Consider the following 18,831-nt stretch of genomic DNA (forward strand, 5'->3'; position numbering starts at 1 on the left):
TATGCCACCCAAGGCACGCGCAGGGGCCGCAGTCAAGAAGGTCCGGCGCAAGGAACGCAAGAACGTCGCCCACGGGCAGGCGCACATCAAGAGCACCTTCAACAACACCATCGTGTCGATCACCGACCCGACCGGTGCTGTCATCTCCTGGGCCTCGTCCGGCCAGGTGGGCTTCAAGGGCTCCCGCAAGTCGACCCCGTTCGCCGCGCAGCTGGCCGCCGAGGCGGCCGCCCGTCGTGCCATGGAGCACGGCATGCGCAAGGTCGACGTGTTCGTCAAGGGCCCCGGCTCCGGCCGGGAGACCGCCATCCGTTCGCTGCAGGCCGCCGGCCTCGAGGTCGGGCAGATCTCCGACGTCACGCCGCAGCCGCACAACGGGTGCCGTCCGCCGAAGCGCCGCCGGGTCTGAGGGATAGAGAGAGAAGATGGCTCGTTACACAGGGGCGGACTGCAAGCGCTGCCGCCGCGAGAAGATGAAGCTGTTCCTCAAGGGCAGCAAGTGCGATGGTCCGAAGTGCCCGTTCGAGTCCCGGCCCTTCCCGCCCGGACAGCACGGCCGCGGCCGCACCAAGGAGTCGGAGTACCTGCTCCAGCACCGTGAGAAGCAGAAGGCCCGCCGCACCTACGGCGTGCTCGAGAAGCAGTTCCACGGTTACTACGAGGAGGCTGTCACCAAGCCCGGCAAGACCGGTGAGGTGCTGCTGCAGATCCTCGAGACGCGGCTCGACAACGTGGTCTACCGGGCCGGCTACGCCGCGTCCCGCGACATGGCCCGTCAGCTCGTCAAGCACGGTCACTTCCTGGTCAACGGCGTGAAGGTCGACATTCCTTCGTACCGGGTCAAGGAGCACGACATCGTGCAGGTCCGCGAGAAGTCGAAGGAGATGACCCCCTTCGTCGTCGCGCAGGCCCAGGCCGGCTCGCGCCCCGTTCCGGCGTGGCTGGAGCCGATCCCGAGCGAGATGAAGATCCTGATCCACTCGCTCCCGGCCCGTGCCGTCATCGACACGCAGGTCCAGGAGCAGCTGATCGTGGAGCTCTACTCCAAGTAACAGCTTTTTCGAAAGGCCGGCCGGACCGGCCGGCCTTTTGAAAAGGGCACCGACGGCCATCAAATAGTGGGTGGCCTGACAGAAAGAAGAACAGCGTGCTCATCAGCCAGCGGCCGTCCCTCTCGGAGGAGACGCTCAGCGAGACCCGCTCCCGGTTCACCATCGAGCCGCTCGAGCCGGGCTTCGGCTACACCCTCGGCAACTCGCTGCGGCGGACCCTGCTGTCGTCCATCCCGGGCGCGGCGGTCACCAGCATCAAGATCGACGGCGTCCTGCACGAGTTCACCACCATCCCCGGTGTCAAGGAGGACGTGGTCGAGCTGGTCATGAACGTCAAGGAGCTCACCGTCAGCTCCGAGCACGACGAGCCGGTCAGCATGTACCTGCGCAAGCAGGGCCCGGGCGACGTCACCGCCGGTGACATCCAGCCCCCGGCCGGCGTGTCCGTGCACAACCCCGACCTGAAGCTGGCCACGCTCAACAGCAAGGGCCGGCTCGACATGGAGCTCACCGTCGAGCGGGGCCGTGGCTACGTCACGGCGGCGCAGAACAAGAGCGCCGGCGCCGAGATCGGCCGCATCCCGGTCGACTCGATCTACTCGCCGGTCATGAAGGTGACCTACCGCGTCGAGGCGACCCGTGTCGAGCAGCGCACCGACTTCGACCGTCTGATCATCGACGTCGAGTCCAAGGCGTCCATCTCGCCCCGCACCGCGCTGGCCTCGGCCGGCTCGACTCTCGTCGAGCTGTTCGGCCTCTGCCGCGAGCTGGACGAGACCGCCGAGGGCATCGACATCGGCCCGTCGCCGCAGGACGCTCAGCTGGCCGCCGACCTGGCCCTGCCGATCGAGGAGCTGGACCTCACCGTCCGGTCGTACAACTGCCTCAAGCGCGAGGGCATCAACACGGTGGGCGAGTTGATCGGGCGGACGGAGGCCGACCTTCTGGATATAAGGAATTTCGGTCAGAAGTCGATCGACGAGGTCAAGATGAAGCTCGCCGGAATGGGCCTGGGCCTCAAGGACAGCGCGCCGTCCTTCGACCCGGCGCACGTGGTCGACTCGTTCGGCGACGTGGACTACGACACCGACGACTACCGCGAGACCGAGCAGCTCTGAGCTGTCCGGCCTGAATTAGGAGCAACCGGAAATGCCTACGCCCACCAAGGGTCCCCGCCTCGGCGGCAGCCCGGCGCACGAGAAGCTGCTGCTGGCCAACCTGGCCACGGAGCTCTTCCGGCACGGCAAGATCAAGACCACCGAGACGAAGGCCAAGCGCCTGCGTCCGCTGGCCGAGACGCTGATCACCAAGGCCAAGCGCGGTGACCTGCACGCCCGTCGCCGGGTGCTCGGCACGATCAAGGACAAGGACGTCGTGTACGCCCTGTTCGAGCAGATCGCGCCCCGCTACGGCAACCGCCCGGGCGGCTACACGCGGATCACCAAGACCGGCCCGCGCAAGGGTGACGCCGCTCCCATGGCCGTCATCGAGCTGGTCGAGGAGCTCGAGGTCGCGGCCACCACCGCGCCCGCGAAGAAGGCGGCCCGCAAGGCCGCCGCGCAGCAGGACAAGGTCGAGGCGCTGGCCCGCGAGGACGAGGCGCCCGCCGCCTCGAGCACGCCGGCCGAGGCCAAGGCCGACACCGATGGTGACCAGGACGCCGAGGCTCCCGTGAACGCCTCCGGCGACAAGGGTGCCGAGGGCCCGGGCGACCAGGCCGAGGGTGAAGACACCAAGGCCTGATCTTCAGGCAGCGACGGCCCGGCCCCCTCACGGGGTGCCGGGCCGTTCCCATGGGAGGAAGAAGTGACGGAGACGACCCGGCTGCGGCTGGATGTCTCGTACGACGGCGGCGACTTCTCCGGCTGGGCGGCCCAGCCCACCCGCCGTACGGTCGCCGGGGTCCTCATCGAGGCCCTGCGCCGCCTCGCGGGCCCGGACGCCGAGCTGGGCCTGACCGTGGCCGGCCGCACCGACGCCGGGGTGCATGCGACCGGCCAGGTGTGCCACATTGAGCTGCCCACCGAGCTGTGGGAGACCCTGCGTGGCTCGCTGCTCCGCCGCCTCGCGGCCCTCATGCCCCCGGACGCGCGGGTCAAGGCGGTCACCGAGGTGCCGGGCACGTTCGACGCGCGCTTCTCGGCGACCTTCCGGCGGTACGAGTACCGCGTCGCCGACACCCCGTACGGCCCCGACCCCCTGCGCCGTCACGACACGCTCGGCTGGGTCCGCCCGCTCGACCTGGGCCGGCTGAACGCGGCGGCGGAAGGGCTGGTGGGACTGCACGACTTCGCGGCCTTCTGCAAGCGCAAGGAGCACGCCACCACGATCCGCGCGATCACCCGCCTCGACTGGCGGCGCGACCCGGACGGGATCGCCGTGGCCACGGTGCAGGCCGACGCCTTCTGCCAGGCGATGGTGCGCAGCCTCGTCGGGGCGATGCTGACCGTGGGGGACGGGCGGCGCGACCCGGGCTGGCCGGCGAAGCTGCTGACGCTGCGGGAGCGGTCGAGCGAGGTGACGGTGGCGCCCGCGCACGGGCTCACGCTGGTCGAGGTGGGCTATCCGGACGAGGCCGAGTACGCCGGGCGGGCCGACGCGACCCGGCGGCTACGAAGTGCCGAGGAGTGACTCGAACAGCTCCGCGGTGATCCGATCGGCGTCCGGATCGTCGTCGGGCACGACACCGCCGCCCGGGCGCGAGATCACGCAGTAGAGCAGGTACTGGCCCCGGGGCTGCCACGACGCCTGGCCGGGTGGCCCGATGAGCTGTCCGAAGCCGCCCCGGCCGTGCTCCACGAGGATCTGGGCGCGGTCGGCGGCGTCGCGGGCGGCGGGCGCGTCGCCGAGGGTGAAGACGCCGGCGGTCACGCGGTAGTCGCCGTACGGCGCCTGGAGCGCCGCCCGCACCACTTGGGCACAGCCGGTGTCCCGCAGCACGGTGGCCAGCTCGCCGGTCACGGCGGAGGCGCAGTTCGCGTCCCAGTGCGACAGCTGGACCGCGTACGGGGAAGTGGCGAAGACGTCCGCGACCGTGAGCGGGCCCGGGGGTGGGGTCCGGACGTCCGCGCGGCTCCGGGCGCCCTCGGCGAAGACGAAGAAGCCGGCGACCGCCACGATCGCCGTGAGAATGAGCGAGGCGAGCCCGCTGAGCAGGAGGTGTGGCGCCTCCCGCACGTCGGGCGACGGCGGCCTGCCGTGCCGGGGCCCGGAGGCGCGGTGGGCGGGTCGGGTGCGGCCACCGCTTGGCATGCGCCGAAACTAGGCCGGTACGGTGGTCGACCGGCGCACACCAGGTGCGCGCCGAGACAGGGGAGACTGACAGCGTGAGCGCCGATCATTACTTCAGTGCCGAGCCGGCGGTCCCCGAGACCCGTGAGCAGATCGAGTTCGGCGTCGGGGGCCGGCAGTACGCCCTCGCGGCGTCCCGTGGCGTCTTCTCGTCCGGGCGGCTCGACCCGGGCACGGCCGTGCTGCTGCGCAAGGGGGACCTGCCGCGCGAGGGCGGCACGTTCCTGGACATCGGCTGCGGCTACGGCCCGATCACGTGCGTGCTCGCGGCGGAGGCGCCGGGTGCCACCGTGTACGCGATCGACGTCAACTCCCGGGCGCGCGCTCTCACCACGGAAAACGCGACGACCCTGGGCCTGGGCGACCGGGTGCGGGTGCTGGCGCCGGACGAGGTGCCGGCCGAGGCGGTCTTCGACCAGATCTGGAGCAACCCGCCCACCCACATCGGCAAGGCCGAGCTGCGCGAGCTGATGGCGCGCTGGCTGCCCCGGCTGGCGCCGGAAGGCGTGGCGTGGCTGGTGATCAATCGCAACCTCGGTGGTGACTCGCTGCACGCCTGGCTCGTCGAGCAGGGCTGGGACGTGACGCGTACGGCCAGCCAGCGCGGCTTCCGTGTGTTGAAAGTGACGCGGAAAACAAGCTGACCGGCGGGCCGCGACCGGGGACCATGTCCGCGTGGGTTATGTGGATGTCGCCGGCGTCGAGTTCGTGCTGCCGGACGGAAGAGTGCTCTTCTCCGACGTGTCGTTCCGGGTCGGGGAGGGGAAGAAGGTCGCCCTCGTCGGGCCGAACGGCGCGGGCAAGACGACGCTGCTGCGCATGGTCGCGGGCGACATCGCGGCGCCGGCCGGGTCGATCGCCCGGGTCGGCGGGCTCGGCGTCATGCGCCAGTTCATCGGCATGATCGGCGACGACCGGACGCTCGAGGACCTGGCGCTGTCGCTGGTCGTCCCGGCGCTCGGCCAGGCGGGGGCCAGGCTGGCGGCGGCCACGGCGGCGCTGGAGGCCGCGCCGGAATCGGAAAAGACGCAGATCGCGTACGCCAACGCGCTCACCGGCTGGGGCGAGGCCGGTGGCTACGACGCCGAGGTGCTCTTCGACACGGTCGCGGTGTCCATCCTGGACAAGCCGTGGGAGCAGGTACGCAGCCGCCCGGTCCGGACCCTCTCCGGCGGCCAGCAGAAGCGGTTCGCCCTCGACCTGTTGCTCCGGGGCAGCGACGAGGTGCTGCTGCTCGACGAGCCGGACAACTTCCTCGACGTCCCGGGCAAGCGCTGGCTGGAGGCGCGGCTGCGCGAGTCGTCGAAGTCGGTGCTCTTCGTCTCGCACGACCGCGAGTTGCTGGCCCAGACCGCGGACCGGGTCGTGGCGGTGGAGGGCGGGGGCGCGTGGACGCATCCGGGTGGCTTCGCCTCCTGGCACGAGGCGCGCGCCGACCGGCACAGCCGGCTGCTGGAGCTGCGGCGCCGGTGGGACGAGGAGCACGAGAAGATCAAGGAGCTCGTCTTCACGCTCAAGAACAAGGCCGCCTACAACGACGGGCTGGCGTCGCGCTACCAAGCGGCCCAGACGCGACTGCGAAAGTTCGAGGAGGCGGGACCACCACCGCTGCCGCCGAAGGAACAGTCGTTGCGGATGAACCTGCGTGGGGGGCGTACGGGGAAAAGGGCCGTGATCTGCACCGGGCTGGAGCTGGAGGATCTCACCTTCCCCTTCGACCTGGAGATCTGGTACGGCGACCGGGTCGCCGTGCTCGGCGCCAACGGCACGGGCAAGTCGCACTTCCTGCGGCTGCTCGCGGCCGGCGGCACGGCCCCGGACGTCGACAACAAGCCGGTCGACGGCGCGCCGCTGGCCCACGTCGCGCACAACGGCGTGGCGCGGCTCGGCGCGCGGGTCCGGCCGGGTCACTTCTCGCAGACGCACGACCGGCCCGAGCTGCTGGAACGAACGCTGGTCGAGATCTTGTGGCGCGGCGACGAGCACCGGTCCGGAATGGACCGGGCGGGCGCGATGAAGGCCCTCAACCGCTACGAGCTCTCGGCGCAGGGTGATCAGCGGTTCGGCACGTTGTCCGGCGGGCAGCAGGCGCGTTTCCTGGTGCTGCTGCTGGAGCTGTCGGGGGCGACCGTGCTGCTGCTCGACGAGCCGACGGACAACCTGGACCTGGCGTCGGCGGAGGCGCTCGAGGAGGGGCTGAAGGCGTACGAGGGCACGGTGATCGCTGTCACGCACGATCGCTGGTTCACCCGGGGCTTCGACCGGTTCGTGCTGTTTCAGGGCGACGGGGACGTGGTCGAGACGCCCGAGCCGGTGTGGGACGTGCGGTAGGTCTTTACGGCGGCGACGCGCCGGGGTTAGTGTCCGTAACGGAACAACCCCACGGGAGTCCGGTGCACCGGGCTGAGAGGGGGGCTCGGTAGCCCCCGACCGTCGAACCTGATCCGGGTCATGCCGGCGCAGGGAGGAGCGTGTTGTGGACTTTCCGTCTCTTCATGTCGTGACCGGTGCCCGGCCGGTTGCCGTCGTCACTGCGGCGATTGCTGCGGCCGTGCGGCTCGACGCGACCGACCGGCTGGCCGTGCAGGTGCGCGTCGAGGACGACGTGACCGACCGGGCGGCGTACGAGCTCGCGCTGGCCGTCGTCGACCTCTGCCGCCCGGCCGGGGTGATGTGCCTGGTCAACGATCGGTTGCACATCGCGCTGGCGGTCGGCGCCGACGGGGGTCACGTGGGTGCCGACGACCTGAGCGTGCCGGCGGCCCGGAAGGTGCTGGGCCCGGCCGCGGTGGTGGGCGCCACGTGCCGCGACGGCGATGACGCCCGGGCGGCGGTGGCGGCGGGGGCTACGTACCTCGGCGTGGGTCCGGCCTTTCTGACGGTGACCAAAAGCGGCCTGCCGGCGCCGCTCGGCCCGGACCAGGTCGGCGCGGTCGCGCGGGCCGTGCCGCAGACTCCGGTGGTCGGCATCGGCGGCATCACCGTCGCGAACGCCGCCGAGCTGGTGCGCGCCGGGACGCACGGGATCGCCGTGGTCGGTGCCGTGGCGCACGCGCCCGATCCCGGTGAGGCCGTCGAGCAGCTGCTCAAGGCCCTGCCGTGACCGGCGTCGCCGTGATCGGCGGCGGCATCATCGGGCTGAGCATCGCCTGGCGGCTGCGGCGCAAGGGGATCAAGGTCACTGTGTACGACGGCGGTGACGACGATGCCGCCTGGTACGCCGCGGCCGGGATGCTGGCGCCGGCGGGGGAGACCTCGTTCGGTCAGGAGGCGCTGACCGAGCTGCTGCTCGAGTCGTCGCGGCGCTGGCCCGCCTTCGCGGCCGAGCTGGCGCAGGAGTCGGGGCTGGACCTGGGTTACGACGCGACGGGTGCGCTTACCGTGGCGCTGACCAGCGACGACTTGTCCGTGGCGCAGCACGAGTGGCGGGGGGCGGCTGGTCGCGTACCCAGTGAATTGCGGGACCTCGAGCCCGCGCTGACGCCGCGGATCCGGGGTGGCGCCTTCGTTCCGGGCGATCACCAGGTGGATCCGCGCCGGGTGGTCGCGGCGCTGCGGACGCTGGTGGACATCCGGGCGGGGAAGGTGTCGGAGCTGCCGCCGGGGAAGGTCGTCGTCGCGGCGGGGCTCGGTACGGCCGCACTGACCGGACTGCCCGTCCGGCCGGTCAAGGGTCTGGTGCTGCGGCTGCGCGGGGAGCCCGGCCTGCTCCGGCACGTGATCAACGGATACGTCGACGGGCGGCACGTCTATCTCGTCCCGCGCGCCGACGGCGAGATCGTCGTGGGCGCCACGCAGGAGGAGCGCGGCGACTTCACCGTGACCGCCGGGGCCGTGCTGGAGCTGCTGCGCTCGGCCGTCGACCTCGTGCCCGACCTGGCCGAGTGCGAGCTGACCGAGACGGTCGTGCGGCACCGGCCCTCCACCCCGGACAACGCCCCGCTGCTGGGCGAGCTCCGGCCGGGCGTCGTCGTCGCGGCCGGGCACCACCGCAACGGGATCCTGCTCGCGCCGGTCACCGCCGACCTGATCGCCGAGCTGGTCGCCACGGGCCGGGCCGATCCGCTGCTCGCCCCCTTCCCCCCTGGGAGGTTCGCGTGAACGTCATTCTCAACGGCAGCGCCACCACGGTGTCCGTCCATACGGTCGAGGGGCTCGTCGCCGGCGTGACCGAGGCCCGGCGCGGAGTCGCGGTCGCCGTGAACGGCGAGGTCGTCCCCCGCTCGGCCTGGCCCGGGGCGCAGCTGCGCGAGGGCGACAAGGTCGAGATCCTCACCGCCGCGCAGGGAGGCTGAGCATGCCGGACATCTTCAAGGACTCCCGCCTCATCCTGGGCACCGGCGGCGCCGAGAGCCTCGCCGCGCTCGAGGCCGCGATCGTCGCCTCGGGCACGGACATGGTGACCGTGGCGCTGCGCCGGATCGACGCGGCCGGGCCGGGACTGCTGCCGCTGCTGGACCGGCTCGGGGTGCGCGTGTTGCCGAACACGGCCGGTTGCTACACCGCCTCCGACGCGGTCAAGGCCGCCCGGCTGGCGCGCGACGCCTTCGAGACGGATCTCATCAAGCTCGAGGTCATCGGCGACGAGCGGACCCTGCTGCCCGACGGTGTCGAGCTGCTGCGGGCGGCGGAGATCCTGGTCGCGGACGGGTTCGGCGTGCTGGCCTACACCAGCGACGACCCGATCCTGGCCCGCCGTCTGGCCGACGCCGGGTGCGCGGCGGTCATGCCCGCGGGCGCGCCGATCGGCTCCGGCCTGGGCATCTCCAACCCGCACCACATCCGGCTCATCCGCGACAGCGTCACCGCGCCGGTGATCCTCGACGCGGGCATCGGGACGGCCTCCGACGCGGCGCTGGCCATGGAGCTGGGCTGCGACGGCGTCCTGATCGCCTCGGCCGTCACCCGGGCCGAGGACCCGGCGCGGATGGCGGCGGCGATGCGGCACGCCGTCGAGGCGGGGCGGCTCGCCTTCGGCGCCGGGCGGATTCCGCGGCGCTATCACGCACTGGCGTCCACATCGGACGCCGGGATGCCGCAGTGGTGACCCCCTCAGGCGTCGTCGTGCTCACCGATCGGCGGCTCGCTGCCGGGCCGTTGGTGCCCCTGGTCCAGGCGGCGGTACGCGGCGGCGCGTCGTGGGTCGTGCTGCGTGAGCGAGACCTGCCGTACGCCGAACGCGCCGCCCTCGCCTCGGAACTGCGGGCCGTGGCGCCGGGGCGCGTGATCGTCGCAGGTGCGGACCCCTTGGGTGGCGACGCCGTTCACCTGTCGTCGACGGATCCGGCGGTCGACGGCGTGGGGCTGGTCGGGCGCTCGTGGCACGGGACCGAGCCGCTGTCCGATGAGGACTACGTGACGCTCTCGCCGATCTTTCCCACGGTCACCAAGCCGGGGTACGGGCCGCCGCTGGGCGTATCCGGTGCGGCTCGCCTGGCGGGCTCTCGGCCGTGGCTCGCGCTGGGAGGCGTCGACTCCCCGGATCGGGCGGCTGCTTGTCGCGCGGCCGGGGCGGCCGGGGTGGCGGTGCTCGGGGCGATCATGCGGGCAGACGATCCGGGGCGGGTGGCCGGGGCGCTGGCCGAGGCTTTTTCCGTGCCGCCTTTCCTGCCGGCTGGGGCGGTGCGGTCGTGACTCCTCGGGTGGTGCTGACGATTGCGGGGTCCGACTCCGGCGGGGGTGCCGGGATTCAGGCCGACTTGAAGACGTTCGCGGCGCTGGGGGCGTACGGGGTGTCGGTGATCACCGCGATCACCGCGCAGAACACGCTCGGGGTGACCGCCGTGCACCCGGTGCCGCCGGACATCGTGGCGGCGCAGCTCGACGCGGTGCTGGACGACTTCGAGGTGGCGGCGGTCAAGGTCGGGATGGTGGCGGACGCGGCCGTGGCCCGGGTCATCGTGGATCGGGTCGCTCGGCTGCCGCATCTGGTGGTGGATCCGGTGCTGGTCGCCACGAGCGGGAGCCGGTTGTCGAACGTGGAGGCGGTGGCGCCGCTGCTGCCGCTGGCTCGGGTGCTGACGCCTAATCGGGCCGAGGCTGGTGCTCTGCTCTCCCGTGAGGTGGTCACGGTTGCGGAGATGAGTGCCGCAGCCCGGGAGCTGGCGTCCTCCGGCGCGGTGGTTGTTACAGGCAGCGAGTCTGCTGTGGATGTGCTTTTCGCTGACGGGCGGGAGTTGTTGCTGCGGGGCGAGGCCGTGGCCAGTGGCAACAATCACGGGTCCGGCTGCACGTTCTCGTCGGCGATCGCCGCCCGGCTGGCGCTCGGGGACGAGTTGGTGCCGGCGGTGAGGTTCGCCAAGTCGTACGTCGCGCGGGCGCTTGCCGGTGGCCGCGACTGGAAGCTCGGCGCCGGGCCGGGTCCGCTGCACCACTTCAACTGAGTTTTCGCCCTTGTCACGGGACAACTCTGTCCCGAGGGCGCCCTTTTTGGGAGGTTTCGTGAGGAACAAGGTGTACGTCGAGGGGTCCCGGCCGGACATCCAGGTGCCGTTCGCCGAGGTGCCGCTGACCGGGGACAACCCGCCGGTGCGGCTCTACGACACGTCGGGTCCGGGGTCCGATCCGGCGGTGGGGCTGCCGCCGTTGCGCGGGCCGTGGATCGCTGCCCGGGGCGACGTCGCCCCGGTCGCGGGGGCGGGGACTCCGCTGGCCGGTGCCGGTGGGGCGCGGCCGACGCAACTGGCCTATGCCCGGGCCGGGATCGTCACGGACGAGATGGAGTTCGTGGCGATCCGGGAGGGCGTCGATCCGGCCCTCGTCCGGGACGAGATCGCGGCGGGGCGGGCCGTGCTGCCGGCCAACATCAACCATCCCGAGATCGAGCCGATGATCATCGGGGCCCGGTTCCTGGTCAAGGTCAACGCCAACATCGGCACGTCCGCCGTCACCTCCTCGATCGCAGAGGAGGTCGACAAGCTGACCTGGGCGACCCAGTGGGGCGCCGACACCGTGATGGACCTATCCACCGGCAAGCGCATCCACGAGACGCGCGAGGCGATCGTCCGGAACTCGGCCGTGCCGATCGGGACGGTCCCGATCTATCAGGCGCTCGAGAAGGTCGGCGGCGACCCCGTCGCGCTGAGCTGGGACGTCTTCCGCGAGACCGTGATCGAGCAGTGCGAGCAGGGCGTCGACTACATGACCGTGCACGCGGGGGTGCTGCTGCGGTACGTACCGTTGGCTGTGGCTCGTGTCACCGGCATCGTCTCCCGCGGTGGCTCGATCATGGCGGCGTGGTGCCTCGCCCACCATCGGGAGAACTTCCTCTACGACAACTTCGCCGAACTGTGCGACATCCTGGCCCGCTACGACGTGACGTTCTCGCTCGGGGACGGGCTGCGGCCGGGGTCCATCGCGGACGCCAACGACGAAGCGCAGTTCGCGGAGCTGCGGACGCTCGGCGAGCTGACCCAGGTCGCCCGGGCGCGCGGCGTCCAGGTGATGATCGAGGGGCCGGGCCACGTGCCCATGCACAAGATCAAGGAGAACGTCGACCTGCAGGTCGAGCTCTGCGACGGCGCGCCCTTCTACACGCTCGGGCCGCTGACGACCGACATCGCCCCCGCGTACGACCACATCACCTCGGCCATCGGCGCCGCGATGATCGGCATGTTCGGGACGGCGATGCTCTGCTACGTGACGCCGAAGGAACATCTCGGGCTGCCGGACCGGGACGACGTGAAGGCGGGCGTGATCGCGTACAAGATCGCCGCCCACGCCGCCGACCTCGCGAAGGGTCACCCGGGCGCGCAGGCCTGGGACGACGCGTTGTCGAAGGCGCGCTTCGAGTTCCGCTGGGAGGACCAGTTCAACCTGGCGCTGGATCCGGCGACCGCGCGCGCCTACCATGACGCGACGCTGCCGGCCTCGCCCGCGAAGACCGCCCACTTCTGCTCGATGTGCGGCCCCAAGTTCTGCTCCATGAAAATCACCCAGGAACTCAAGGACTACGCGGCGCGCGGCATGGCCTCGAAGAGCGAGGAGTTCGTGAGCTCCGGCGGCAAGGTCTATCTGCCGCTCGCCGAGTAACACTCTCATCCCGGCGCCCGGGTGGCGGCGTTCGTCTTGCTTCGCGGGGCTTGGGTGGCGACGCTCGTCTTGCTTCGCGGGGCCTGGGTGGCGACGCTCGTCTTGGTGCGGCGCCCGCGCGGGGCCGACGCCGGCCGGGGTGGCTTCCGCGCCGGCGCCGGGCCTTACTTGCCGAGGCCGCTGACCCAGTCGGCGTAGTCCTCTTCCTTGCGGGCGGCCTTGCGGCGGCCGCGGCCGAAGAGGCCCTTGCTCTCGGGCTGCGCCGGGCCGGGCGGCTCCGGGACCGTGCCGTCGGGGCCGGGGATCGGGGCGCTGATCCTCGGCTCCTGCGTGGTGGCCGGGGCGCTGATGCGCGGCTCCTGCGTGGTGGCCGGGGCGCTGATGCGCGGCTCCTGCGCGGGGACGGGCGCGCTGATCCGCGGCTCGGACTGGCTGATCGGGGCGCTGATCCGTGGCTCCGGCTGGCTGATCGGGGCGCTGATCCGCGGCTCGGGCTGGGTGATCGGGGCGCTGAGGCGAGGCTCGGGCTGGGTGATCGGGGCGCTGACGCGGGGCTCCGGGATCGGGGCGCTGACGCGTGGGGGCTCCGGGGTCAGCGGCTGGCCCGGGCGGCCCTGCGGCGCCGGGCGTTGGGCCGGGTGCTGGGTCGGGTGCTGGCCGCGGACCGGGAACTCGCCGGTGCGTCCGCGGAAGGCGTCGGCCACGCTGCCTCGGCGGCGCGGGGCGGGCGGGGGCGTGACCGGGGCCGGTTCGTCGGTGCGGGGACGGGAGTGGCCGCCCAGCGCCGGGAAGCCGGACGGGTCCGTGGGTGCCTGTCCCGTGGCCGGCGGGTAGCCGTGTGCCTGTCCCGTCGCGGGCGGGTAGCCGTGTGCGCCGGTGTCGGCCGGGCGCGGCGACTGGGAGAGGTCGATCACGCCGGTGTCGACCGGGCGCGGGGTGGGTGACTGCCGGCCGGGGCCGCCGACGGCAGCAGCGATCGGGTCGGACGGCGAGGGCACGGGCCCGGCGGACGGCGACGATGCGGGTCGGCCGGACGGTGCGCCCGCCGGCTGGCCGGACGGCGAGGAGGTGGGCCGGCCGGACGGTGTGGAGGTGGGCCGGCCGGACGGCGTCGGCGCGACGGCCGGCGAGCCGGAGGGCGCAGGGGCCGCCTGCGGGCCGGACGATGCGGGCCCGGTCGGAGCGGGCCCGCCGGCGGACGAGGCGGACGGGGCGGACACCCCGGCCGACGAGGAGGACGTCCCGGCGGACGGAGACGATGCTCCGCCGGCCGGCGCCTCGGTGGACGGGGTGGTTGCGGTCGCCGGCTGGGGGTCTTCCTCGTCGGCGGGTGGGCGGCGGAGGACGGCGGCCAGGACCGAGCCGAGGACGCCAGCCCCGGTGGCGGTCATGGCGGCCCAGTAGGGCGTCATCTGGTAGTGGTCGGCGCCCGAGCCGGGCCCGGCGATCAGGTAAGCCACGGTCAGCAGGGCCGGGCCGGGGAGGCCGGCGAGGGCGATCGTGAGCATGGACAGGCCGCGCCGGCGGGCGAGGATGCCGAGGGTGAGGCCGATGAGGAGGGCCAGGGCCGGCATGGTGGCGAGGGCTGTGCGGTCGGTGGGCAGCGCAGCCAGGTCGAGGACGCCGAGGCGCACGGCGGGCAGCGGGTCGCTCGGGGCCAGGGAGGGTGCGACCGACACGAGGGCGACGATCCAGATCGCGGCGGTGACCGTGGCGAGGCTCCAGCGGGCGACGCGCTGGGCGAGGGCCGCCCAGGCGGCGAAGACGCCGACGAGGGCGCCGATGCCGGTGCCGATGGCGATCACCACGACCGGGTCGACGCCGGCGATGCGGGCGGTGCGGGCCGGCTGCATGGTGAGCGGGACGATGACGGCGGCGCCCAGGGCGGCGGCGAAGGACAGGGCGACCTCCGCGCGTACGCCGATGCGGGTCGAGGGTGACCAGCGACGCAGCAGGGCCGCACCCGCCAGGGCCCCGGCCGCCGCGGCGATCATCGGGAACCAGACGACCCAGGCCAGCTGCGCGGTCCACTGATCACGCGTGGTGACGTCGACGACCCGGGTGAGTCGCACGACGCCCAGCCCGTACGCCATCCCCAGCTCACTGGCGCCCACGAGCGCGCCGACACCCACCGTGGCGGACAACGCCTTGGCCCAGGTCCGAAATGCCATGCCCGGCACGTTACGGAACCGGCACCGGTGACCGCCAGTCCGGACGCCCGTTCTTAAGACTCGCCAAAATCGAGCTTGGTTCTACTCGAAGCCGGCCTTCAGCTCGATGATCCGGCCGATATACACAGTGTCACCGACGTTGGTCAGCTTGTGAGTCTGGCCGAGGTCCCGATAGACGACGTCGCCGGTCTCCTCGACGATGTCGATCTTCTTGCCGTCGAGGGTGTGGATCACCTGCCGGGCGCCCGAGACGGCCACCACGAGATAGGGCAGCCCGTGGTGGTGCAGCCCCTGCGTCTCGCCCGGCGCCAGCTTGATGTGCCATACGCGTACGCGCTCATTGTCGAGAATCACTTCCTGGCCGACGGGTCCGAGCTCTTCCGAAGTCACGAGTCACGCCCCTGAGCGAAGAAGTGAGTCACAGATCACGCACCTGGGGGAGGACCTGAGCGGCGATCAGATCGAGGTGGCCGAGGTCATGGATGTCGATCATGCGGAGGTGGATCCGGGTGGCACCGATCTCCGCCAGCTCACCGATGCGCTGGACGAGCCGGTCCGGACTGCCCTCCACGGGATCTTCCGGCGGCAGAGCACTCGGAACGTGCAGCGGAGCCGCGCGACGGGCCACCTCGCCGGGCGTCCGGCCGACCGCCGCCACGACGCCGGCGGAGAAGATCGGGGTGCTCCGGGCGTACCCGTGGGAGGCAAGCCGGACCCGCTCGAACGCCGCCGCCGTCTCGCTGACCGATTTGAACGGCACGTTGTATTCGTCCGCGAAGCGGGCGGCCAGGTTGGGTGTGCGCTTCGGGCCCTTGCCGCCGACGATCACCGGCGGGCCGGGCCGCTGCACGGGCTTGGGCAGCGCGGGCGCGTCGAGCAGCCGGTAGTGCTTGCCGTCGAACGAATAGGTCGCGCCTTCCGGCGTGGACCAGAGGCCGGTGATGATCTCCAGCTGCTCGGTCATGCGGTCGAAGCGCTCGCCGACCGGCGGGAACGGGATGCCGTAGCTGAGGTGCTCGCGCTCGAACCAGCCCGCGCCCATGCCCAGCTCGACGCGGCCGCCGCTCATCGCGTCGACCTGCGCCACCATGATCGCCAGCGGGCCGGGGAGGCGGAACGTCACCGAGTTGACCAGCGTGCCGAGCCGCAGACGGGTGGTCTCGCGGGCCAGGCCGGCCAGGGTCAGCCAGGCGTCGGTCGGGCCGGGCAGCCCCGGGTCGGCGCCCATCGACTGATAGTGATCAGCGCGCAGCAGGCCCTCGAAGCCGGCGTCCTCGGCGTGGCGGGCCAGGCGCAGCTGGTCGTCGTACGTGGCGCCGCGGTGCGGCTCGATGAAGAGGCTGACGCGCATCGGCTCAGGCCATCAGCAGTTCGTGGAGCTCGGCGCTGCTGCGCGCGACGTCCTCGAGGTGCGCGCCGCGGCCCAGCGTGCGCGGGCGGGGGATGTCGATGTCGAGCACCTGGCGGATCCGGCCCGGCCGGGGGCTGAGCACGACGACCCGGTCGGCGAGCAGGACGGCCTCGTCGATCGAGTGGGTGACGAAGACGATCGTGGTGCCCAGCTCCATGTGCACGCGCTGCAGCTCGCCGGAGAGCTCCTCGCGGGTCAGCGCGTCGAGGGCGGAGAACGGCTCGTCCATGAGCATCACGCGCGGGTTGGCGATCAGCGACCGGCAGAGAGCCACGCGTTGCTGCATGCCGCCGGACAACTCGTGCGGCAATCGCTTCTCGAAGCCGGTCAGGCCCGTCAAGGCCAGAAGCTCGTCGGCCCGCGCGCGGTGCTCGGCTTTCTTCCAGCCGAAGATCTGCACCGGAAGGAGGACGTTGTCGAGGACCGTGCGCCACGGCAGCAGCGCGGGTTTCTGGAACATCATCGCGATGTCGCGGCGGGGCTTGGTGATCCGCTCCCCGGAGACGGTGATCTCGCCGCCGGTCGTCGGCAGCAGCCCGGCGATCAAGCGCAGCAGAGTGGACTTTCCGCAGCCCGAGCGGCCGAGGACCGCGACGAACTCGCCATCGGCGACCGTCAGATCGATGTCGCGCAGAGCCTCCACAGTGCCCGAACGCCCGGAGAACGTCCGCGACACGCTGCTGAGGCTGATCATGCTGCGCTCCCGCGAAGATCGGATCGATGCGGCTGCCACTTTAGCCACTCAAGAGTGCTCTGTCGTCACCAACCTGTCCACGTTGGTCACCGATCCGTACCAGTCATCGATGACTCGCCGATGTTCCCCTACGCTTACGCGGCGAGTTCGACTGAACACAACTGTGGCGTCCCGGCACCCTCCGCCCGGCGCCTCCTCGACACCCCTTGTTGGGAAGGAATACGGTGCAAAGACGGACATTCACCCGTACGCTCATGGCCGCCGCGCTGGCCACGACGCTCGCCGCAGCCGGCTGCAGCGATGACGGGGACGACACCAGCTCGAGCAGCTCCGGCGGATCGCAGTCCCTGGAGAAGGTCACGTACCTCACGTCGTTCGGCAACTTCGGCCGGGACTCGTACGCGTACGTGGCCAAGGAGAAGGGCTACTTCCGCGACGCCGGCTTCGACGTCGAGATCAAGCCCGGCAACGGCAGCCTCGAGAACATCAAGGCCGTCGTCGGCGGGCAGGCCGCGTTCACGCCGATCGACCTCACCGGTGGCCTGCTCGCGGCCGGCGGCGCCAACAACCAGCCCAAGGTCGAGGGCTTCACCGCCGTCGCCGCGATCCAGCAGCGCACCATGGCCGCGGTCATGTCGCTCGAGGGCTACGGCATCGCCACGCCCAAGGACCTCGAGGGCAAGAAGATCGCGGACACGCCCGGCTCCGTGGTCCGCAACCTCTTCCCGACGTACGCCAAACTGGCCGGCGTGGACGCCGCCAAGGTGACCTTCGTCAACGGCAACGCGACCACGCTCTTCGGCACGCTGGCCAGCCACCAGACCGACGCCATCGGGCAGTTCGTCGTCGGCGCGCCGACCGCCGAGACCGTCTCCAAGGGCAAGAAGCCGGTCGTCCTGCCCTACAGCGACGTGCTCCAGGACCTTTACGGCAACGTGCTGATCACCTCCAGCAAGTACGCCAAGGACAACCCGGACAAGACCAAGAAGTTCACGGACGCCCTGCTCAAGGGGCTGCAGGACAGCATCACCAACCCCGACGAGGCGGGCACGATCCTGCAGAAGACCGTCGCCACGGCCAACGCCAAGGCGGCCGCCGCCGAGCTCACCCTGATGGGCCCGTTCGTCAAGTCGGAGGCGTCCGGCGTGCCCGTCGGCGCGCTCGACAGCCAGCGCGTCGCCCGCAGCATCGCGATCCTGCAGGGCGCCGGCCAGATCCCGGCCGGACTCACGCCCGAGCAGGTCATCACCTTCTCGCTGGTGCCGAACGCCTGATCCGCAGCCGGCGCGGGGCCTGTCGCACCTGACGGGCCCCGCGGCCGTCGGAAGGAACCGTCATGACCGATCTGGCAACCGCTCGCCGACCGCCGCTGACCATCGTCTTGTGGCCCCTGCTCGGGCTCGCCGCCGCCGTCGGCGCCTGGTGGGCCGCCACGGTGGTCTTCGACATCAACGACGTGATCCTGCCCGGCCCGCCGGACGTCGCCGACGGCTTCGGGCGCTATCCGGACACCTTGCTCCAGGAGGCCTGGCACACCACCGTCGCCACGGTCGAGGGCTTCGGAATCTCCGTGGTGATCGGCGTGCTGCTGGGCGTCGCGATCGCCGCCTGGGGCCCCTTCGAGCGGATGTTCGCGCCGCTGCTGGTGGCCTTCAACGCGGTGCCGAAGGTGGCGCTGGCCCCGCTGATGCTGATCTGGTTCGGCTACGGGAAGACGCCGGTGCTGGCCATGGCCTTCATGGTGTGCTTCTTCCCGATCGTGCTCTCCACGGCGACCGGGCTGACCAGCACGCCGACGGATCTCGCCGAGCTGGCCCGGGCGATGACCGCGTCGTGGGCGCAGACCTTCTGGCGCGTGCGGCTGCCCGCCGCGCTTCCGCAGATCTTCGTCGGACTCAAGGTCGCGATGCCGCTCGCCGTCATCGGCGTCGTCGTCGGCGAGATGCAGTACGGCGAGTCGGGGCTCGGCATGATCATCGTGCAGACGAGTGGCCAGGGCGACACCCCGGCGACGTTCGCGGCGATCGTGCTGCTGGCGGTGGCGAGCATCGTGCTCTATTACCTGCTCGCGTTGATCGAGCGGCTGGCGCTGCCCTGGGTCAAGGGCACCACGTCGACTCGGTGAGACTCGGAAGGCGGGGGCGCCATGGGTGCCCCCGCCTTTCTTTCGCTCTTCCGGTC

General features: G+C 71.7%; 21 protein-coding genes and 1 riboswitch. Of the genes, 16 read left to right on the top strand and 5 right to left on the bottom strand.

Going from position 1 to position 18,831, the window contains the following annotated elements; translation table 11 throughout:
- Position 1 precedes the first annotated feature (1 nt).
- The 5 genes from rpsK (at position 2) to truA (ending at position 3,683) form a co-directional block, all read left to right on the top strand.
- Positions 2-409, top strand: a complete 408-nt coding sequence (rpsK, locus tag RAN62_RS19675) for a 30S ribosomal protein S11 (protein ID WP_014440747.1) — start codon at positions 2-4, stop codon at positions 407-409.
- Positions 410-425: 16 nt separating this feature from the next.
- A complete protein-coding gene (gene rpsD / locus RAN62_RS19680; RefSeq protein WP_305786138.1) occupies positions 426-1,052 on the top strand; it encodes a 30S ribosomal protein S4 in 627 nt (208 codons plus the stop codon).
- A gap of 95 nt (positions 1,053-1,147) precedes the next feature.
- Positions 1,148-2,170, top strand: a complete 1,023-nt coding sequence (locus RAN62_RS19685; RefSeq protein WP_015619022.1) for a DNA-directed RNA polymerase subunit alpha — start codon at positions 1,148-1,150, stop codon at positions 2,168-2,170.
- Positions 2,171-2,201: 31 nt separating this feature from the next.
- Positions 2,202-2,795 (top strand): 50S ribosomal protein L17, encoded by a 594-nt coding sequence (gene rplQ / locus RAN62_RS19690; protein ID WP_305786139.1) that lies wholly within the window; start codon positions 2,202-2,204, stop codon positions 2,793-2,795.
- 63 nt (positions 2,796-2,858) lie between these two features.
- The gene (truA, locus tag RAN62_RS19695; protein ID WP_305786140.1) at positions 2,859-3,683 is read left to right on the top strand and encodes a tRNA pseudouridine(38-40) synthase TruA; all 825 of its coding nucleotides are present in this window, start codon (positions 2,859-2,861) and stop codon (positions 3,681-3,683) included.
- Here the strand turns inward: truA and RAN62_RS19700 are convergent.
- On the bottom strand, positions 3,663-4,304 hold the full coding sequence (locus RAN62_RS19700) for a hypothetical protein (RefSeq protein ID WP_305786141.1): 642 nt from the start codon (positions 4,302-4,304) through the stop codon (positions 3,663-3,665). The two genes, truA and RAN62_RS19700, sit on opposite strands and share 21 nt — an antisense overlap.
- A 74-nt stretch (positions 4,305-4,378) precedes the next feature.
- Between RAN62_RS19700 and RAN62_RS19705 the strand changes: the two genes are divergently transcribed.
- The 9 genes from RAN62_RS19705 (at position 4,379) to thiC (ending at position 12,374) form a co-directional block, all read left to right on the top strand.
- Positions 4,379-4,987 carry a class I SAM-dependent methyltransferase gene (locus RAN62_RS19705; RefSeq protein WP_305786142.1) on the top strand — a complete coding sequence of 203 codons (609 nt, stop codon included), beginning with the start codon at positions 4,379-4,381 and terminating at the stop codon, positions 4,985-4,987.
- Positions 4,988-5,018: 31 nt separating this feature from the next.
- Entirely contained in the window at positions 5,019-6,674 is a 1,656-nt protein-coding gene (locus RAN62_RS19710) for an ABC-F family ATP-binding cassette domain-containing protein (RefSeq protein WP_305786143.1), read from the top strand.
- Between the two features lie 41 nt (positions 6,675-6,715).
- Positions 6,716-6,826: riboswitch (TPP riboswitch) on the top strand.
- Between the two features lie 17 nt (positions 6,827-6,843).
- A complete protein-coding gene (gene thiE / locus RAN62_RS19715; RefSeq protein WP_438874519.1) occupies positions 6,844-7,446 on the top strand; it encodes a thiamine phosphate synthase in 603 nt (200 codons plus the stop codon).
- Entirely contained in the window at positions 7,443-8,444 is a 1,002-nt protein-coding gene (gene thiO / locus RAN62_RS19720) for a glycine oxidase ThiO (protein WP_305786144.1), read from the top strand. Before thiE ends, thiO begins: the two co-directional genes overlap by 4 nt.
- A complete protein-coding gene (gene thiS, locus RAN62_RS19725; protein ID WP_305786145.1) occupies positions 8,441-8,638 on the top strand; it encodes a sulfur carrier protein ThiS in 198 nt (65 codons plus the stop codon). Before thiO ends, thiS begins: the two co-directional genes overlap by 4 nt.
- A gap of 2 nt (positions 8,639-8,640) precedes the next feature.
- On the top strand, positions 8,641-9,390 hold the full coding sequence (locus tag RAN62_RS19730; RefSeq protein WP_305786146.1) for a thiazole synthase: 750 nt from the start codon (positions 8,641-8,643) through the stop codon (positions 9,388-9,390).
- A complete protein-coding gene (locus tag RAN62_RS19735) occupies positions 9,384-9,977 on the top strand; it encodes a thiamine phosphate synthase (RefSeq protein ID WP_305786147.1) in 594 nt (197 codons plus the stop codon). The genes RAN62_RS19730 and RAN62_RS19735 overlap by 7 nt, the downstream gene beginning before the upstream one ends.
- Positions 9,974-10,726, top strand: coding sequence for a bifunctional hydroxymethylpyrimidine kinase/phosphomethylpyrimidine kinase (thiD, locus tag RAN62_RS19740; protein ID WP_305786148.1), 753 nt, complete (start codon positions 9,974-9,976; stop codon positions 10,724-10,726). The genes RAN62_RS19735 and thiD overlap by 4 nt, the downstream gene beginning before the upstream one ends.
- A gap of 58 nt (positions 10,727-10,784) precedes the next feature.
- Positions 10,785-12,374 carry a phosphomethylpyrimidine synthase ThiC gene (thiC, locus tag RAN62_RS19745; protein ID WP_305786149.1) on the top strand — a complete coding sequence of 530 codons (1,590 nt, stop codon included), beginning with the start codon at positions 10,785-10,787 and terminating at the stop codon, positions 12,372-12,374.
- A gap of 164 nt (positions 12,375-12,538) precedes the next feature.
- Here the strand turns inward: thiC and RAN62_RS19750 are convergent, their stop codons facing one another.
- The 4 genes from RAN62_RS19750 to RAN62_RS19765 all read right to left on the bottom strand — a co-directional run bounded on the left by RAN62_RS19750 (position 12,539) and on the right by RAN62_RS19765 (position 16,650).
- Complete coding sequence (locus RAN62_RS19750) at positions 12,539-14,545, bottom strand: hypothetical protein (protein ID WP_305786150.1); 2,007 nt, start codon at positions 14,543-14,545, stop codon at positions 12,539-12,541.
- 81 nt (positions 14,546-14,626) lie between these two features.
- Entirely contained in the window at positions 14,627-14,935 is a 309-nt protein-coding gene (locus RAN62_RS19755) for a cupin domain-containing protein (RefSeq protein WP_305786151.1), read from the bottom strand.
- 28 nt (positions 14,936-14,963) lie between these two features.
- Positions 14,964-15,896, bottom strand: a complete 933-nt coding sequence (locus RAN62_RS19760; RefSeq protein WP_305786152.1) for an LLM class F420-dependent oxidoreductase — start codon at positions 15,894-15,896, stop codon at positions 14,964-14,966.
- A gap of 4 nt (positions 15,897-15,900) precedes the next feature.
- On the bottom strand, positions 15,901-16,650 hold the full coding sequence (locus RAN62_RS19765; RefSeq protein ID WP_305786153.1) for an ABC transporter ATP-binding protein: 750 nt from the start codon (positions 16,648-16,650) through the stop codon (positions 15,901-15,903).
- Between the two features lie 254 nt (positions 16,651-16,904).
- Here RAN62_RS19765 and RAN62_RS19770 point away from each other — a divergent pair, with 254 nt between their 5' ends.
- Both RAN62_RS19770 and RAN62_RS19775 read left to right on the top strand, forming a co-directional pair.
- A complete protein-coding gene (locus RAN62_RS19770) occupies positions 16,905-17,924 on the top strand; it encodes an ABC transporter substrate-binding protein (protein WP_305786196.1) in 1,020 nt (339 codons plus the stop codon).
- Positions 17,925-17,986: 62 nt separating this feature from the next.
- Positions 17,987-18,775 (top strand): ABC transporter permease, encoded by a 789-nt coding sequence (locus tag RAN62_RS19775; RefSeq protein WP_305786154.1) that lies wholly within the window; start codon positions 17,987-17,989, stop codon positions 18,773-18,775.
- Positions 18,776-18,831 lie beyond the last annotated feature (56 nt).

The sequence above is a fragment of the Symbioplanes lichenis genome (genome assembly GCF_030709675.1).
Classification (GTDB): Bacteria; Actinomycetota; Actinomycetes; order Mycobacteriales; family Micromonosporaceae; genus Actinoplanes; species Actinoplanes lichenis.

Coding starts and splice junctions, on each gene's coding strand:
- RAN62_RS19775 (WP_305786154.1), top strand. CDS start 17,987: ATGACCGATCTGGCAACCGCTCGCCGACCGCCGCTGACCATCGTCTTG.
- rpsK (WP_014440747.1), top strand. CDS start 2: ATGCCACCCAAGGCACGCGCAGGGGCCGCAGTCAAGAAGGTCCGGCGC.
- RAN62_RS19770 (WP_305786196.1), top strand. CDS start 16,905: ATGGCCGCCGCGCTGGCCACGACGCTCGCCGCAGCCGGCTGCAGCGAT.
- rplQ (WP_305786139.1), top strand. CDS start 2,202: ATGCCTACGCCCACCAAGGGTCCCCGCCTCGGCGGCAGCCCGGCGCAC.
- RAN62_RS19730 (WP_305786146.1), top strand. CDS start 8,641: ATGCCGGACATCTTCAAGGACTCCCGCCTCATCCTGGGCACCGGCGGC.
- RAN62_RS19760 (WP_305786152.1), bottom strand. CDS start 15,896: ATGCGCGTCAGCCTCTTCATCGAGCCGCACCGCGGCGCCACGTACGAC.
- RAN62_RS19750 (WP_305786150.1), bottom strand. CDS start 14,545: ATGGCATTTCGGACCTGGGCCAAGGCGTTGTCCGCCACGGTGGGTGTC.
- RAN62_RS19700 (WP_305786141.1), bottom strand. CDS start 4,304: ATGCCAAGCGGTGGCCGCACCCGACCCGCCCACCGCGCCTCCGGGCCC.
- RAN62_RS19765 (WP_305786153.1), bottom strand. CDS start 16,650: ATGATCAGCCTCAGCAGCGTGTCGCGGACGTTCTCCGGGCGTTCGGGC.
- rpsD (WP_305786138.1), top strand. CDS start 426: ATGGCTCGTTACACAGGGGCGGACTGCAAGCGCTGCCGCCGCGAGAAG.